The sequence below is a fragment of the Cupriavidus sp. 05N40 genome (assembly GCF_056397305.1).
In genome coordinates this window covers 20,844-34,571 of sequence record NZ_JBFTND010000129.1, presented here as the reverse complement: position 1 = coordinate 34,571, position 13,728 = coordinate 20,844, and the positions used below count along the sequence as shown (strand labels likewise).

Annotated in this window: 14 protein-coding genes; 9 read left to right on the top strand and 5 right to left on the bottom strand. The window is 69.3% G+C overall.

Going from position 1 to position 13,728, the window contains the following annotated elements:
• Window positions 1-626: GntR family transcriptional regulator (locus tag AC1DO7_RS26395; RefSeq protein WP_477116733.1), on the bottom strand; the 626-nt coding region annotated here is incomplete at its 3' end.
• Window positions 627-710: 84 nt separating this feature from the next.
• Here AC1DO7_RS26395 and AC1DO7_RS26390 point away from each other — a divergent pair.
• From AC1DO7_RS26390 to AC1DO7_RS26355, 8 genes are all read left to right on the top strand, one after another.
• The gene (locus tag AC1DO7_RS26390) at window positions 711-1,391 is read left to right on the top strand and encodes a VOC family protein (protein ID WP_441613066.1); all 681 of its coding nucleotides are present in this window, start codon (window positions 711-713) and stop codon (window positions 1,389-1,391) included.
• Between the two features lie 102 nt (window positions 1,392-1,493).
• On the top strand, window positions 1,494-2,210 hold the full coding sequence (locus AC1DO7_RS26385; RefSeq protein WP_441613067.1) for an alanyl-tRNA editing protein: 717 nt from the start codon (window positions 1,494-1,496) through the stop codon (window positions 2,208-2,210).
• A complete protein-coding gene (locus tag AC1DO7_RS26380) occupies window positions 2,207-2,860 on the top strand; it encodes a LysE family translocator (protein ID WP_441613068.1) in 654 nt (217 codons plus the stop codon). Before AC1DO7_RS26385 ends, AC1DO7_RS26380 begins: the two co-directional genes overlap by 4 nt.
• 75 nt (window positions 2,861-2,935) lie before the next feature.
• Window positions 2,936-3,868 carry a DMT family transporter gene (locus tag AC1DO7_RS26375; protein WP_441613319.1) on the top strand — a complete coding sequence of 311 codons (933 nt, stop codon included), beginning with the start codon at window positions 2,936-2,938 and terminating at the stop codon, window positions 3,866-3,868.
• An 11-nt stretch (window positions 3,869-3,879) separates the two neighbouring features.
• Complete coding sequence (locus AC1DO7_RS26370; protein ID WP_441613069.1) at window positions 3,880-4,338, top strand: RidA family protein; 459 nt, start codon at window positions 3,880-3,882, stop codon at window positions 4,336-4,338.
• Between the two features lie 103 nt (window positions 4,339-4,441).
• Window positions 4,442-4,771, top strand: coding sequence for a DHCW motif cupin fold protein (locus tag AC1DO7_RS26365; RefSeq protein WP_441613070.1), 330 nt, complete (start codon window positions 4,442-4,444; stop codon window positions 4,769-4,771).
• Between the two features lie 36 nt (window positions 4,772-4,807).
• Entirely contained in the window at window positions 4,808-5,995 is a 1,188-nt protein-coding gene (locus AC1DO7_RS26360) for an aminotransferase-like domain-containing protein (RefSeq protein WP_477116732.1), read from the top strand.
• 165 nt (window positions 5,996-6,160) lie between these two features.
• Window positions 6,161-6,805 (top strand): glutathione S-transferase family protein, encoded by a 645-nt coding sequence (locus tag AC1DO7_RS26355; RefSeq protein WP_441613072.1) that lies wholly within the window; start codon window positions 6,161-6,163, stop codon window positions 6,803-6,805.
• A 17-nt stretch (window positions 6,806-6,822) separates the two neighbouring features.
• Here the strand turns inward: AC1DO7_RS26355 and AC1DO7_RS26350 are convergent, their stop codons facing one another.
• Entirely contained in the window at window positions 6,823-7,470 is a 648-nt protein-coding gene (locus AC1DO7_RS26350) for a LysE family translocator (protein ID WP_441613073.1), read from the bottom strand.
• A gap of 364 nt (window positions 7,471-7,834) precedes the next feature.
• On the opposite strand from AC1DO7_RS26350, the gene AC1DO7_RS26345 reads away from it, so the two are divergent.
• Window positions 7,835-9,511: an L-lactate permease gene (locus AC1DO7_RS26345; protein ID WP_477116731.1), complete on the top strand. Its 1,677-nt coding sequence runs from the start codon at window positions 7,835-7,837 to the stop codon at window positions 9,509-9,511.
• Between the two features lie 96 nt (window positions 9,512-9,607).
• On the opposite strand, the gene hutG is transcribed toward AC1DO7_RS26345, so the two are convergent.
• From hutG to hutU, 3 genes are all read right to left on the bottom strand, one after another.
• Entirely contained in the window at window positions 9,608-10,582 is a 975-nt protein-coding gene (hutG, locus tag AC1DO7_RS26340) for a formimidoylglutamase (protein WP_441613320.1), read from the bottom strand.
• A 28-nt stretch (window positions 10,583-10,610) separates the two neighbouring features.
• A complete protein-coding gene (locus AC1DO7_RS26335) occupies window positions 10,611-11,918 on the bottom strand; it encodes an MFS transporter (protein WP_441613075.1) in 1,308 nt (435 codons plus the stop codon).
• Window positions 11,919-12,005: 87 nt separating this feature from the next.
• Entirely contained in the window at window positions 12,006-13,679 is a 1,674-nt protein-coding gene (gene hutU / locus AC1DO7_RS26330) for a urocanate hydratase (protein WP_441643177.1), read from the bottom strand.
• Window positions 13,680-13,728 lie beyond the last annotated feature (49 nt).

Genomic DNA, 13,728 nt, shown 5'->3' with positions numbered 1-13,728 from the left:
CCGATCTCCAGCTCGGCCAGGCGGTTGCGCAGTTGCTGGCGCAGCGGCAGGAAACCCTGCGGCGTGCCGCTGACCAGGAAATGGCTGCCCGGCTGGCGGCCCAGCCCGCGCAGCGCGCTGGCGATCAGCTCGCCGTCGAGCCAGTCGTTGGGCAGGAAGCCCATGCCGGGCGATTTGTGGGGCTCGCTCGAGTGGAACATGCTGCGCAGCAGCCAGGTCACGTCGATATTGCGCGACCCGGTGGCCACCGGCGCCACGGCTGGCGCCTGCGGGGTGCGCTCGCGCACGTAGAAACCCGAGCCGCGGCGCGATTCCAGGTAGCCCAGCGCCACCAGCCGCTCGTAGGCCTCCACCACGGTGAAGCGGGAGATGCCCTTTTCCTGCGCCAGCTGGCGGATCGAGGGCATGCGCATGCCGGCGCGGAAGATGCGCTCGTCGATGCGCAGCCGGGCCCACTCCGTGAGCTGCTCGACCAGCGTCATCTGCGCCGACGGCACCGGGCTGGGCATGCGTTCGGTCGGCGGCGCCACCAGGCGCAGGGCGCGCGCCGGCTCGGCCGCAACCGCGCCGGCAACGCCGCCTGCCTTATCCTTGAGGCCGGGCGCGGCCAGATCCTCGCTGTTCATATCCTGCTCCCGCCACTGTACTGTGAATGATCTGCATAACTGTATAGGTACTGTACCGACAACCTTGTCTACCATCAACACACAATGCCGCTAGCTCTCGACCATCTCGTGATCGCCGCCCCCACGCTTGACGCGGGCGCGCGGCATGTCGCCGATCTGCTGGGCGTGCCGGTGCAGCCAGGCGGCGCGCATCCCGGCATGGGCACGCACAACCGCCTGCTCAGGCTGTCGGGCAGCGTCTACCTGGAAGTCATCGCCATCGACCCCGAGGCTCCGCCTCCCGGCCGGCCGCGCTGGTTTGGACTGGATTCCGAGGCGGTGCAGGCCCGCCTGCGCAACGGGCCCTTCCTGCTGCACTGGGCGGCCCGGGTGGAGCGCCCGACCGATCTGTCGTTGTGGCAGTCGCAATATCCCGCGCGTATCGCGCCGGCGATTCCGATGACCCGCGGCGACCTGCGCTGGCGCATCACCGTGCCGGAGGACGGCAGCCTGCCGTCCTGGCCGGCCGGCGATGACGGCCCGGCCGTGGCCGGAGACGGCGTGCTGCCCACCCTGATCCAGTGGGACGTGCCGACCCACCCGTGCGCGCGGCTGCCCGACCAGGGCCTGGCGCTGCGCGCGCTGCGCGGACGGCATCCGCAGGCAGCGCGGCTCGGGCCGGCCATGCAATGGCTCGGCGGCGGGCTGCTCGCGCTGGAAAGCGCGGACATGGCCGAGCTGAGCGCGGAGATAGAGACGCCGGACGGCGTACGCACGCTGCGCTGACGCGCCGCGCCGCGCCGCAGCCGGCGAAGGCGGCAAGCAGGACCGCATTCACGACAAGAACGACAAGAACGACAAGAACAGTAACCGCAGGAGACTTCAGCAATGTCCGCCACCCGCAAGCGCTTCGACGACGACGCCTATCTTGGCAGCTGCACGGCCACCGTGGTCGCAGTGCATGCCGACGGCATCGAACTCGACCAGACCGTGTGCTACGCCCGCAGCGGCGGCCAGGCGGGGGATACCGGCACGCTCAGGCTGGCCAACGGCGCCACCATCGCCCTGCTCGAGACGATCCATGCGCCGGACCGCAGCCATATCCTGCATGTGCCGGCCCCGGGCGCCGCGCTGCCCGCGCCGGGCGACATCGTCGCCGTCGCCATCGACTGGGAGCGCCGCCACCGCCTGATGCGCCTGCACACCTGCCTGCACCTGCTGGGCTCGCTGATCCCGGTGCCGGTGACCGGCTGCGGCATCTCGCCGGATTCGGCGCGCATCGACTTCGACCTGCCCGAATCCACGCTCGACAAGAGCGTGCTCACCGAGCAGCTCAACGCCCTCATCACGGCCGACAGCCAGGTCCGCGTCGAGCGCATCACGCCCGAGGAACTGGCGGCGCAGCCCGAGCTGGTGCGCACCGTGGGCGCGGCGCCGCCGGCCGGCAGCGGCGCCATCCGCATCATCGAGATCCCCGGCGTGGACCGCCAGCCCTGCGGCGGCACCCATGTGGCCGCCACCGGCGAGATCGGCGCGGTGGTGGTGACCAAGATCGAAAAGAAAAGCCGCACCAACCGCCGCGTGGTGGTGCAGTTCGCGGCATGACGGGCGCGCTCGCAGGCCCGGCCTTGCTGACCGGGCTGTCCATGGCGCAGTTCGCCGCGCTGCTCACGCTGCTGGCGGTGGGCGCCTTCACGCCCGGCCCCAACACCACCATCGCCGCCGTCACCGGCGCCAACTTCGGCCTGCGCGCCACGCTGCCGCATTGCGTGGGCGTGGCCTTCGGCTTTGCCAGCATCGTGGCCCTGTGCGCCACCGGCGTTGGCGCGCTGGTGCTGGCGAGCCCCGCGCTGGGGCTGCTGGTGCACGCGGCCGGCGTGCTGTACCTGCTGTGGCTGGCACTGCGTCTTGCGCGCAGCACCGTGCTGAGCGACAAGCAGGTGCTGCGGCCGCTTTCCGTGTGGCAGTCGGTGATCCTGCAGTACGCCAATATCAAGGCGTGGATGCTGGCGCTGGCCACCGCCGCCTCGTACATGGCCGGCGCGCAGTCGCCGCTGCAGCGCGTGCTGCTGATGTGCGCGGTGTTCGGCGTGTTCGGCTTTCTCAGCAACGGTCTCTACGGCGCGATCGGCGCCAGCCTGCGGCACTGGCTGCAGGTGGGTAACCGCATCCGCTGGTTCAACCGCGCGATGGGCCTGTCGCTGGCCCTGACCGCCCTGTGGATCGCGCTGTCCGGCGGCCCCGCTTCTCACTGACGCACAACCATGGCTGCCAACCCTTCTTCCCTGCCACGCCTCGACGCAACCGCGCAGGCCACCCACGGCGGCGGCATGCTGCTGGGCCTGGTCGGCGTGGTCATATTCAGCCAGACCCTGCCCTTCACCCGCATGGCGGTGGCGGAGCTGGACGCTACCTTCGTGGCGCTGGGGCGCGCCGTGGTGGCAACCCTGCCGGCGCTGGCACTGCTGTGGCAGCGCGGCGCCTTCGCCGCCGCGCGCCGCCCGCGCGGCAACCAGTGGTGGCGCCTGGGGGTGACGGCGCTGGGCGTGGTGGTCGGTTTCCCGCTGTTTTCCTCGCTCGCCATGCGCGAAGTGCCGGCCGGGCATGGCGCCATCATCACCGGCCTGCTGCCGCTGGCTACCGCGGTGTTTGCCGCCTGGTTCGGCCGCGAGCGTCCCTCGCCGGCGTTCTGGCTGGCGGCGGCGGCCGGCAGCGCGCTGGTGGTCGCCTTTGCCTTGTGGCAGGGTGCCGGCGGGCTGCAGCACGCGGACTGGCTGCTGTTCGCCGCCATGGTGCTGGGCGCGCTGGGCTATGCCGAAGGCGGCAAGCTGTCGCGCGAGCTGGGCGGGCTGGAAACCATCAGCTGGGCGCTGGCGGTGGCGTTGCCATTGCTGCTGCCGGTGGTGGCCTGGCTGGCGCTGACGCATGCCGGCCAGATCGCCGCCGCCTCGCCGCGCGCCTGGCTCGGCGTGGGCTATGTGTCGGTGTTCTCGATGTTCATCGGCTTCCTGTTCTGGTACGCCGGCCTCGCAAAAGGCGGCGTCGCCCGCGTGGGCCAGATACAATTGCTGCAGCCGTTCCTCACGCTGGCGGGCGGCGCCCTGTTGCTGGCCGAGCCGCTCGACGCCGTCACCCTCGCTTTCGCGGTGGCGGTGATCGGCGTGGTGGCCCTGGGCCGCCGCACCGCCGTGCGCAGCGCCCCCGCGGGCACCGCGCCCGCCGTCGAAGAACCCCACCCCATCCCTACGGGACGACCCCACTGACAGGAGACCCTATGTCCGTCTACGACACCCTTGCCCGCCTTGGCATCGAACTGCCCACCGCCGGCGCCCCCGCCGCGGCCTATGTGATGGCCGCCCAGACCGGCAACACCGTGTTCCTTTCGGGGCACATCGCACGCAAGGACGGCAAGCCTTGGGCAGGCAAGCTCGGCAAGGACCTCGCCACCGAAGACGGCAAGGCCGCCGCGCGCGCCATTGCCGTGGACCTGCTGGCCACGCTGCATGGCCACCTCGGCGGCGACCTGAACCGCGTCACCCGCATCGTCAAGGTGATGAGCCTGGTCAACTCCACCCCGGAATTCACCGAGCAGCACCTGGTGACCAACGGCGCCTCGGAATTCCTCGTGGAAGTCTTCGGCGACGCCGGCAAGCATGCCCGCAGCGCCTTCGGCGTGGCGCAGATCCCGCTGGGCGCGTGCGTCGAGATCGAGATGATCGTCGAAGTCAAGTAAGCGCCGCGGCCATCCGTGGCCGCATGCAGAACCCGCGCAGCCGGCCCGCCGGCTGCAAGGCAGAACAGAACAGAACGGAACGACAGGATTCACGCCCCGCCCCATGCGTATCGACAACCTGCCCTTCGGCACCACCGACTGGTCCGGGATCGCCCCGACCCGCCACCCCGGCGATTCCGGGGAAGCCCTCTGGCGCACCCGCCAGTTCGGCGATATCCGGGTTCGCATGGTGGAGTATTCTGCCGGTTACCTCGCCGATCACTGGTGCACCAAGGGCCACATCCTGTTTGTACTGGAAGGCGAGCTGCATACCGAGCTGGAAGACGGCCGGCAGTTCGTGCTCCGCGCTGGCACGAGCTACCAGGTTGCCGACCATGCCGAGCCGCACCGTTCGTCCACGCCGACCGGCGCGCGGCTTTTTATCGTTGACTGAGTCGAGAGCGCTCGACTCCCATACCAAGAGACCATCATGAACTGGGCCATCTCCCGCCGGGCACAACAGCTGACCAGCTCGGCCATCCGCGAAATCCTGAAAGTCACCGAGCGTCCGGAAGTCATTTCCTTCGCCGGCGGCCTGCCCTCGCCGGCCACGTTCCCGGTAGCGGCCATGGAACAGGCGGYAGCCCGGATCTTCGCCGACAACCCGCAGGCCGCGCTGCAGTACGCCGCCACCGAAGGCTACATGCCGCTGCGCGAGTTCATCGCCAGGCGTCACAACGTGGGCGTGGAACGCGTGCTGATCACCACCGGCTCCCAGCAGGCGCTGGACCTGATCGCCAAGGTGATGATCGACCCGGGCAGCCCGGTGCTGGTGGAGACGCCCAGCTACCTCGGCGCGCTGCAGGCGTTTTCGCTGTTCGAGCCGGAATTCGTCTCGGTGCCGGGCGACGACAAGAGCCTGCTGCCCGAAGCGCTCACGCCCGAGCTGACCGCCGGCGCGCGCTTCCTGTACGCCCTGCCCAACTTCCAGAATCCCACCGGCCGCCGCATGCCGCTGGAGCGCCGCCAGGCGCTGGTGGCGCGCGCGCGCGAACTGGGCGTGCTGCTGGTCGAGGACGATCCCTACGGCGAGCTGAGCTACCGCGGCGACCAGCTGCCGAGCCTGCTGTCGATGAACCCGGACGGCGTGATCTACATGGGCTCGTTCTCCAAGATCCTCGCGCCCGGCCTGCGCCTGGGCTACGTGATCGCCCCGCCCGACCTGCACTTCAAGCTGTGCCAGGCCAAGCAGGCCTCGGACCTGCACACGCCCAGCTTCACGCAGCGCCTGGCCTACGAGGTGGTGCGCGACGGCCTGCTGGACACCCACATCCCCACCATCCGCACGCTGTATGCCGCGCAATGCCAGRCCATGCTGGATTCGCTCGCGCGCCACATGCCCGAAGGCGTGACCTGGAACGCGCCGGAAGGCGGCATGTTCATCTGGATGGAGCTGCCCGAAGGGCTGGACAGCATGGAGATCCTGCAGGAGGCGGTCAGGCGCAACGTGGCCTACGTGCCGGGCGCGCCGTTCTACGCCAGCAATCCGCGCCGCAATGCGCTGCGCCTGGCCTTCGTCACGGTGGCGCCGGAGCGTATCGAGCAGGGCGTGGCCATCCTCGGCACGCTGTTCCGCGAAGCCATCGCCAAGCACGCGCCGCAGGCCAAGGCAGCCTGAGCCGGCTGAGCTGGCTGGCCGGCCGGGTCGCCCCGGCGGGCCACACCATGCAACACGGCTACATCTCCTGGCCGATACCTGGGCGGCGGGCTTCATGGCAAGATAACGGCCATCACCCGTTCGTCCGGGCCGGTCCGCGGCCCCCGCCAGAAGGAGGAGGTGTTCGTGCTGCGTATCTGGGGTCGACTCTCATCGATCAACGTGCAGAAAGTGGTCTGGTGCGCGCGCGAGCTGCATCTGGACCATGAGCGCATCGACATCGGCATCCGCGAGGGCGACCTCGACACCGAGGCCTACGTGCGGCTCAACCCGAACCGGCAGATCCCGGTGATCGAGGATTTCCGCGGCACCGACCTGGGCGGCGAGCCCTTCGTGCTGTGGGAGTCCAATGCCATCGTGCGCTACCTGTGCGCGCATGACGGCGACGACTCGCTGTGGCCCGGCAACGTCAAGGCGCGCGCCCTGGCCGACCGCTGGATGGACTGGCAGACCAATGCCTTCAGTCCCGCCATGGTAGACGCCTTCCGCCAGCTCGTGCGGGTGCCGGCCGGGCAACGCGACCAGGCCCTGGTCGCCCGCTCCCTCGAACGCACCGAACCGCTCGCGGCCCGTCTCGACGAAGCCCTGGCCGACCGCGAATTCATCTGCGGCGACCGCTTCACCATGGCCGATATCCCGCTGGCCTGCTCGGCGCACCGCTGGCTTGGCATGCCGGCGCCGCGCCAGCCGCGCCCTCACCTCGAACGCTGGGTGGCCGCCATGCGCGCCCGGCCCGCCGCGGCGGGCATCCTCGTCCTGCCGCTGGCCTGAGGTGAGGCCGGCCCGGCTTATTTGCCGTGGCGCCCGCCCGATACCGCGGCGAGCACGCCCAGTCCGATCAGCGCCCCGCCCGTCACATAGCGGCCAACGGCATTTGCGCCGCGAGCGCGCGCCAGCAGCGGCAGCACCGCCGCCGCGGCCAGCACGTAGCAGCAATCGGTGAAGGACGCGACCAGCACGAAGATGCCGCCCAGCGCCATGCTCTGCTGCAGCGCGGGCGCGGCCGGGTCCATGAACTGCGGCAGGAAAGCGGCAAAGAACAGGGTCGTCTTCGGGTTGAGCATGGCCACCACCATGCCGTCGCGGAACACCTTGCCGAGGCTGGCCGCCGGTGCCTGCCCGGCGGCGTCATCCGCCGGGCGCGCGCGCAGGGCCCGCACGCCAAGGTAGACGAGATAGGCCGCGCCTGCGTACTTGACCACGGCAAAYGCGAGCGCCGACACCGCGAACAGTGCCGCCAGCCCCAGCGCCGCCGCCAGCGCATTGACCAGGTTGCCCAGCGCCACGGCGGCCACGGAGGCCAGGCCGCTGCGCCGGCCTTGCGACAGGGTGCGCGTGACGATGTAGATCACCGCGGGCCCTGGCGTCAGCGCCAGCACCAGGCTGGCCAGGAGGAAGGCGGCGAACAACGCGCCGCCGGGAATGGCATGGTGCATGACAAAGCTCCTTCGGGATCGCGGGGGAATTGCGCCGCGCGGGACGAGCGTGCGAACGATCCGGGCATTCTGCCACCGGCCAGCCGTGGCGGGCATACATTTGCGGAACGGCACGTTTGGAGTRATCTGCCCTAGGTGCGGGTGTGCGCCAGCCTGCCCCCAGGCGAACCCTGATCCCTGAATCCGGCTCATGATGCTGGTGATCCGATTTAGGGCGGCGCGGCAGGAACCCATCCCTAAAATCCGAAGTTTGTCCGTTGCGCGCCCCGCAAGGACGCCAGGGCAAAAGCCAGAAGAGCCGAGAAATGGCAGGCCGGAGTAAAAGAAGAGAAAACCTGCCGCCCAACCCGAGGAGGATTCAATCGTGTGGAGTCAAATCTATGACCCGCTAGGCAGCATGGCGTTGTCCACGCTGGCTGCCGGGGTTCCCGTGGCCGTGCTGCTGGCGGCACTTGCCTTCTTTCATCTGCAGGCTCACCTGGCCGCCGGGCTGGCATTGGTGATTGGCGTGGTCATCGCCTCCGCCGTGTTCGGCATGCCGGCAGCCATGGCCGGCAAGGCGGCCGGACTCGGCATCGTCTCCGGCCTGTTCCCGATCGGCTGGATCGTTCTCAACATCATCTTCCTGCACCGGCTGACCACACTCAACGGGTCGTTCAAGGTGTTGCAGAACTCGATCTCCGGCATCACCGAAGACCGGCGCCTGCAACTGCTGCTGGTGGCCTTTAGCTTCGGGGCCTTCTTCGAAGGCGCGGCCGGCTTCGGCACGCCGGTGGCCGTGACCGGTGCCATCCTGATCGGCCTGGGCTTCTCGCCGCTGGCCGCATCAGGCCTGGCGCTGATCGCCAATACCGCGCCGGTGGCATTCGGCGCACTGGGCGCGCCGCTGATCGGCCTGGCTTCGGTCACCGGCCTGGACCTGCTGCACCTCTCGGCCATGGTCGGCCGCCAGTTGCCCTTCTTCTCGGTGCTGGTGCCGTTCTGGCTGATCYGGGCCTTCGCGGGATTCCGCGGCATGCTGGCGATCTGGCCCGCCATCCTGGTGGCCGGCGTCACCTTTGCCATTCCCCAGTTCCTGGTATCGAACTTCCATGGCCCGTGGCTGGTGGACGTGATCGCCGCGCTGATCTCGATGGCCTCGCTGACGCTCTTCCTGAAGGTCTGGAAGCCCAGGGAAATCTGGACCTCCACGCGGATCCTGGGCCGCCATGACGACTCCAAGGTCGACGACCCCGAAGCCGTGGCCGCGGAAGCGCGCGCCAGCGCCGCCTCCGTCGGCATCTCGGTGGTCAAGGCCTGGATGCCGTGGGTGATCCTGACCGTGTTCGTCTTCGTCTGGGGCATCCCGGAGTTCAAGAAGCTGATGGACGGCATCTGGCAATGGCGCTTCCCCATCCCCGGCCTCGACAAAGCCGTGCTCAAGGTACCTCCGGTGGTACCCAAGCCCACCGCCGAAGGCGCGGTGTTCGCCTTCAACGTGCTGTCGATGGCGGGCACCGGCATCCTGGCCTCGGCCTTGCTGGGCGGCCTGCTGATGGGCTACTCGGTGCCGCGCCTGTTCAAGGAGTACTGGGAAACCATCAAGCTGGTGAAGTATTCGCTGCTGACCATCTGCGCGATGTTCGGCATCGGCTACCTGACGCGCTATTCGGGCCTCGATGCCACCATGGGCCTGGCCTTCGCGCACACCGGCGTGCTCTACCCGCTGTTCGGCACCTTGCTGGGCTGGCTGGGCGTGGCGCTGACCGGGTCGGACACCGCGTCCAACGTCCTGTTCGGCGGCCTGCAGAAAACCACCGCGGAGCAGCTCGGCCTGTCGCCGGTCCTGATGGCCGCGGCCAACAGCTCAGGCGGCGTGATGGGCAAGATGATCGACGCGCAGTCCATCGTGGTGGCGTCCACCGCCACCAAGTGGTACGGGCACGAGGGCGAGATCCTGCGCTATGTGTTCTTCCACTCGATCTCGCTGGCGATCCTCGTCGGCCTGTTCATTACGCTGCAAGCGTATGTGCACCCGTTCACGCAGATGGTGATCCACTAGCGCGGCGCGGCATCCGGTTCGCTGCTGCAAAGGCAAAACCCCCGCTGTCGAAGGCGGGGGTTTTTGCTTTGGCGCGCGGTTCGGGGTCACGGGCCATCAGCCCGCCATCAACCTGTATGCCAGCCGCGCCGCTGCCCGCGCGCCGCAGGCATCGCGGTCATACAGCGGATTGAACTCCGCCAGATCCGCCACGCGCAGCTTGCCGCTGGCACGCGCGCATGCCACCACCGCCTCCACCACCGGCAGCGGTACGCCATACGCCGCGGGCGCCGACACCGCCGGCATCACCGCTGCGGGCAGCACGTCGAGATCGATGGTGAGGTAGACGTGGTCCACCGCGTCGATGCGTGCCTGCAGTTCGGCCAGCCGCGCATCGAGGTGCCGCTCCTGCATCTGCACGTCTTCGACGTAGTGCACGCCGAGCGCGTCAGCATGCGCGAACAGCGCGGCGGTATTGCCGAGACGGCTCACGCCGAGGCAGCTGTATTCGAAGCGCTGGCCGCGCGTGCGGCAAGCTTCGGCGATCTGGTCGAACGGCGTGCCCGAGCTGCCGGGACGGCCCGTGCGCAGGTCGAAATGCGCATCGAGGTTGATCACCAGCACGCGGCCGTTGTCGCCGCGCGCGTCGAGATGCGCGCGCAGGCCTTGCCACGTGCCCCAGGCAATCTCGTGGCCGCCGCCGAGCACCAGCGCGAAGGCGCCCTGCGCGAGTTCCGTGGCCACGGCCTGGGCCAGCGCCTGCTGCGCGGATTCGAGGTCGCCGTCGCTGCAGACGATATCGCCCGCATCATGGAACGCGGCGAGGCCGTGCGCCGGGATGCCGGCCAGCGCGCGGCGTATTTCGCGCGGGCCGCCGGCGGCGCCTGGCCGGCCCTGGTTGCGCAGCACGCCGGCGTCGCAGCAAAAGCCCAGCAACGCCGGCGCGCCGGCCACGCGCGCGCTGCCGCCGGTGCGCACCACATTGAACAGCCGCCGCGTGTCGCCACGCTCGTTGCCATCGGTGCGGCCGCGCCAGACAGCGCCGCCGCCTGCCGCCCCCGCCGCGTCCTGCGCCGGGCTCACCGAAGCCATCGGGTCCATCTCGCTCATGACTGCCTGCTCACTTCAGGCGCCGGCCCAGCGTTTCGGGCACCATCGCCAGGCCGATCAGCGAGACCAGGCCGCAGCCGATCACGTAGAAGGCCGGCGCATTGGGATTGGCCGTGAGATGGATCAGCTCGGTCGAGAAGAACTGCGCGAAGCCGCCGAAGATGGCGATGGCAATGCAATACGCAATCGACAGGCCGGTGGCGCGCAAGCGCTGCGGCAGCACTTCGCTGACCAGCACCATCGAGGCAGGCGAAGTCATCGACATCGGCACCGACAGGCAACCCACCACGATCAGCAGGCGTGTCAGGCTGGGCTCGGCATTGATCAGCACGAAGGCGGGATAGATCATCACCAGCAGGGCCACGCGCGACCACAGCACCACCGGGCGGCGGCCGAAGCGGTCGGCGAGCCAGCCCGCGAACGGCGACAGCACCACCTGCACGCCGGCCGCCACGCAGGCCGCCCAGATGCCCAGCGACAGCGGCATGTGCAGTTGCGAGACCGCGTAGTTGCTGAGGTAGTAGACGACGATATAGGTCGACGAAGCCACGCCGATCATCAGCAGCACGCTGGCCACCAGCGCGCGGCGATGCTCGCGCAGCAACTGCATGGACGAGCCGCGCTCCGATGCATTGGCCGCGGGCGCGGTCTCCTCCAGCCGGCGGCGGATCACCAGGCCCACCGGAATCACCAGGATGCCGATGGCGAAGGCCACGCGCCAGCCCCAGGCCTGCAGGTCGGCAGGATCGAGCACATTGCTCAGCAGCAGGCCGACCAGCGCGCCGAGCAGCGCCGCCAGGCCCTGGCTGAACGGCTGCCAGCTGGTGTAGAAGCCGCGCGAGCGATCGTCGGCGTATTCCAGCAGCAGCGCCGTGGAGGCCCCCATCTCGCCGCCGATGGCAAAGCCCTGCACCAGCCGCGCAAGCAGGATCAGCACCGGCGCCAGGATGCCGATCTGGGCATAGGTGGGCGTCACCACGAAGATCACCGCGCTCAGGCCCATCAGCCAGAGCGTCAGTGCCACCGCCGGCTTGCGCCCCACGCGGTCGGCGTACATGCCGATCACCAGGCCGCCCAGCGGGCGCATCAGGAAGCCCACCCCAAAGGTGGCGAAAGACAGCAGCAACTGGCCGGTGGCGTCGGCCACGGGGAAATACAGGCGGCCGATCAGCGTGGCGAAGAAGCTGTAGACCACGAAGTCGTAGAACTCCAGGCCGTTGCCGATGGTGATGGCGGCAATGGACTTGAACCTGGACAGCGGCGCGGGCGCGGCGCCGCTCAGGGCAGGCGCGACGGGGGCGGTGGTGTCGAAAGACATGATCAGTATCCCTGGCGAAGGGTTGGGGGCGGCCTGCGCGCCATCATGGCGATCCGCGCAGGCGAGGGGGAATGCTCGGCAGCCCGCTCAGCGGCCCAGCATCGGCAGGTTCAGCCCTTGTTCGCGGGCGCAGTCGATGGCGATCTCGTAGCCGGCGTCGGCATGGCGCATCACGCCGGTGGCCGGATCGTTGTGCAGCACGCGGGCGATGCGGGCCGCGGCTTCATCGGTGCCGTCGCACACGATCACCACGCCGGAATGCTGCGAGAAGCCCATGCCCACGCCGCCGCCATGGTGCAGCGAGACCCAGGTGGCGCCGCTGGCCGTGTTGAGCAGCGCGTTGAGCAGCGGCCAGTCGGACACGGCGTCGGAGCCGTCGCGCATGCTTTCGGTTTCGCGGTTGGGGCTGGCCACCGAGCCGGAATCCAGGTGGTCGCGGCCGATCACCACCGGCGCCGACAGTTCGCCGCTGCGCACCATCTCGTTGAAGGCCAGGCCGAGCTTGGCGCGCAGGCCCAGGCCAACCCAGCAGATGCGCGCCGGCAGGCCCTGGAAGCTGATGCGCTCGCGCGCCATGTCGAGCCAGCGGTGCAGGTGGGCGTCGTCGGGGATCAGCTCCTTGACCTTGGCGTCGGTCTTGTAGATGTCCTGCGGGTCGCCCGACAGCGCGGCCCAGCGGAACGGGCCCACGCCGCGGCAGAACAGGGGACGGATGTACGCAGGCACGAAGCCGGGGAAGTCGAAGGCGTTCTCGACGCCTTCTTCCTTGGCCATCTGGCGGATGTTGTTGCCGTAGTCGAAGGTGGGCACGCCCATCTTCTGGAAGTCCAGCATGGCCTGCACGTGCAGGGCCATCGACTGCTTGGCGGCCTTGACCACGGCGGCCGGGTCGGTCTGCGCGCGGTCGCGGTACTGGCCCCAGGTCCAGCCTGCCGGCAGGTAGCCGTTGAGCGGGTCGTGGGCGCTGGTCTGGTCGGTGACCATGTCCGGGCGCACGCCGCGGCGCACCAGTTCCGGCAGCACTTCGGCGGCGTTGGCGCACAGCGCGATGGAGACGGCACGGCCTTCGGCGGTGTATTTGGCGATGCGGGCCAGCGCGTCGTCGAGATCGCTGGCCTGCTCATCCACGTAGCGCGTGCGCAGGCGGAAATCGATGCTGGCCTGCTGGCATTCGATGTTCAGCGAGCAGGCGCCGGCCAGCGTGGCGGCCAGCGGCTGCGCGCCACCCATGCCGCCCAGGCCGGCGGTCAGCACCCAGCGGCCCTTGAGGCTGCCGTCGTAGTGCTGGCGGCCGGCTTCGACGAAGGTCTCGTAGGTACCCTGCACGATGCCCTGGCTGCCGATGTAGATCCAGCTGCCGGCGGTCATCTGGCCGTACATGGCAAGGCCTTTGGCGTCGAGTTCGTTGAAGTGTTCCCAGTTGGCCCAGTGCGGCACCAGGTTGGAGTTGGCGATCAGCACGCGCGGGGCGTTGCTGTGCGTCTTGAACACGCCCACCGGCTTGCCCGACTGCACCAGCAGGGTTTCATCGTCGTTCAGGGTCTTCAGCGTGGCCACGATCTTGTCGTAGCACTCCCAGTTGCGCGCGGCGCGGCCGATGCCGCCGTACACCACCAGTTCCTTGGGGTTCTCCGCCACTTCCGGGTCGAGATTGTTCATCAGCATGCGCAGCGGCGCTTCGGTCTGCCAGCTCTTGGCGTTCAGCTGGCTGCCGCGCGGGGCGCGGATCTCTACATCGCGGAAGCGGAAGTTGTCGCTCACGGGGGACTCCTTGGTGATGGCGCTGGGATGGCGCCTGAATGTCGCGGGA

Coding starts and splice junctions, on each gene's coding strand:
- AC1DO7_RS26390 (WP_441613066.1), top strand. CDS start 711: ATGCCGCTAGCTCTCGACCATCTCGTGATCGCCGCCCCCACGCTTGAC.
- AC1DO7_RS26385 (WP_441613067.1), top strand. CDS start 1,494: ATGTCCGCCACCCGCAAGCGCTTCGACGACGACGCCTATCTTGGCAGC.
- AC1DO7_RS26380 (WP_441613068.1), top strand. CDS start 2,207: ATGACGGGCGCGCTCGCAGGCCCGGCCTTGCTGACCGGGCTGTCCATG.
- AC1DO7_RS26375 (WP_441613319.1), top strand. CDS start 2,936: ATGCTGCTGGGCCTGGTCGGCGTGGTCATATTCAGCCAGACCCTGCCC.
- AC1DO7_RS26370 (WP_441613069.1), top strand. CDS start 3,880: ATGTCCGTCTACGACACCCTTGCCCGCCTTGGCATCGAACTGCCCACC.
- AC1DO7_RS26365 (WP_441613070.1), top strand. CDS start 4,442: ATGCGTATCGACAACCTGCCCTTCGGCACCACCGACTGGTCCGGGATC.
- hutG (WP_441613320.1), bottom strand. CDS start 10,582: ATGGCTTCGGTGAGCCCGGCGCAGGACGCGGCGGGGGCGGCAGGCGGC.
- AC1DO7_RS26335 (WP_441613075.1), bottom strand. CDS start 11,918: ATGTCTTTCGACACCACCGCCCCCGTCGCGCCTGCCCTGAGCGGCGCC.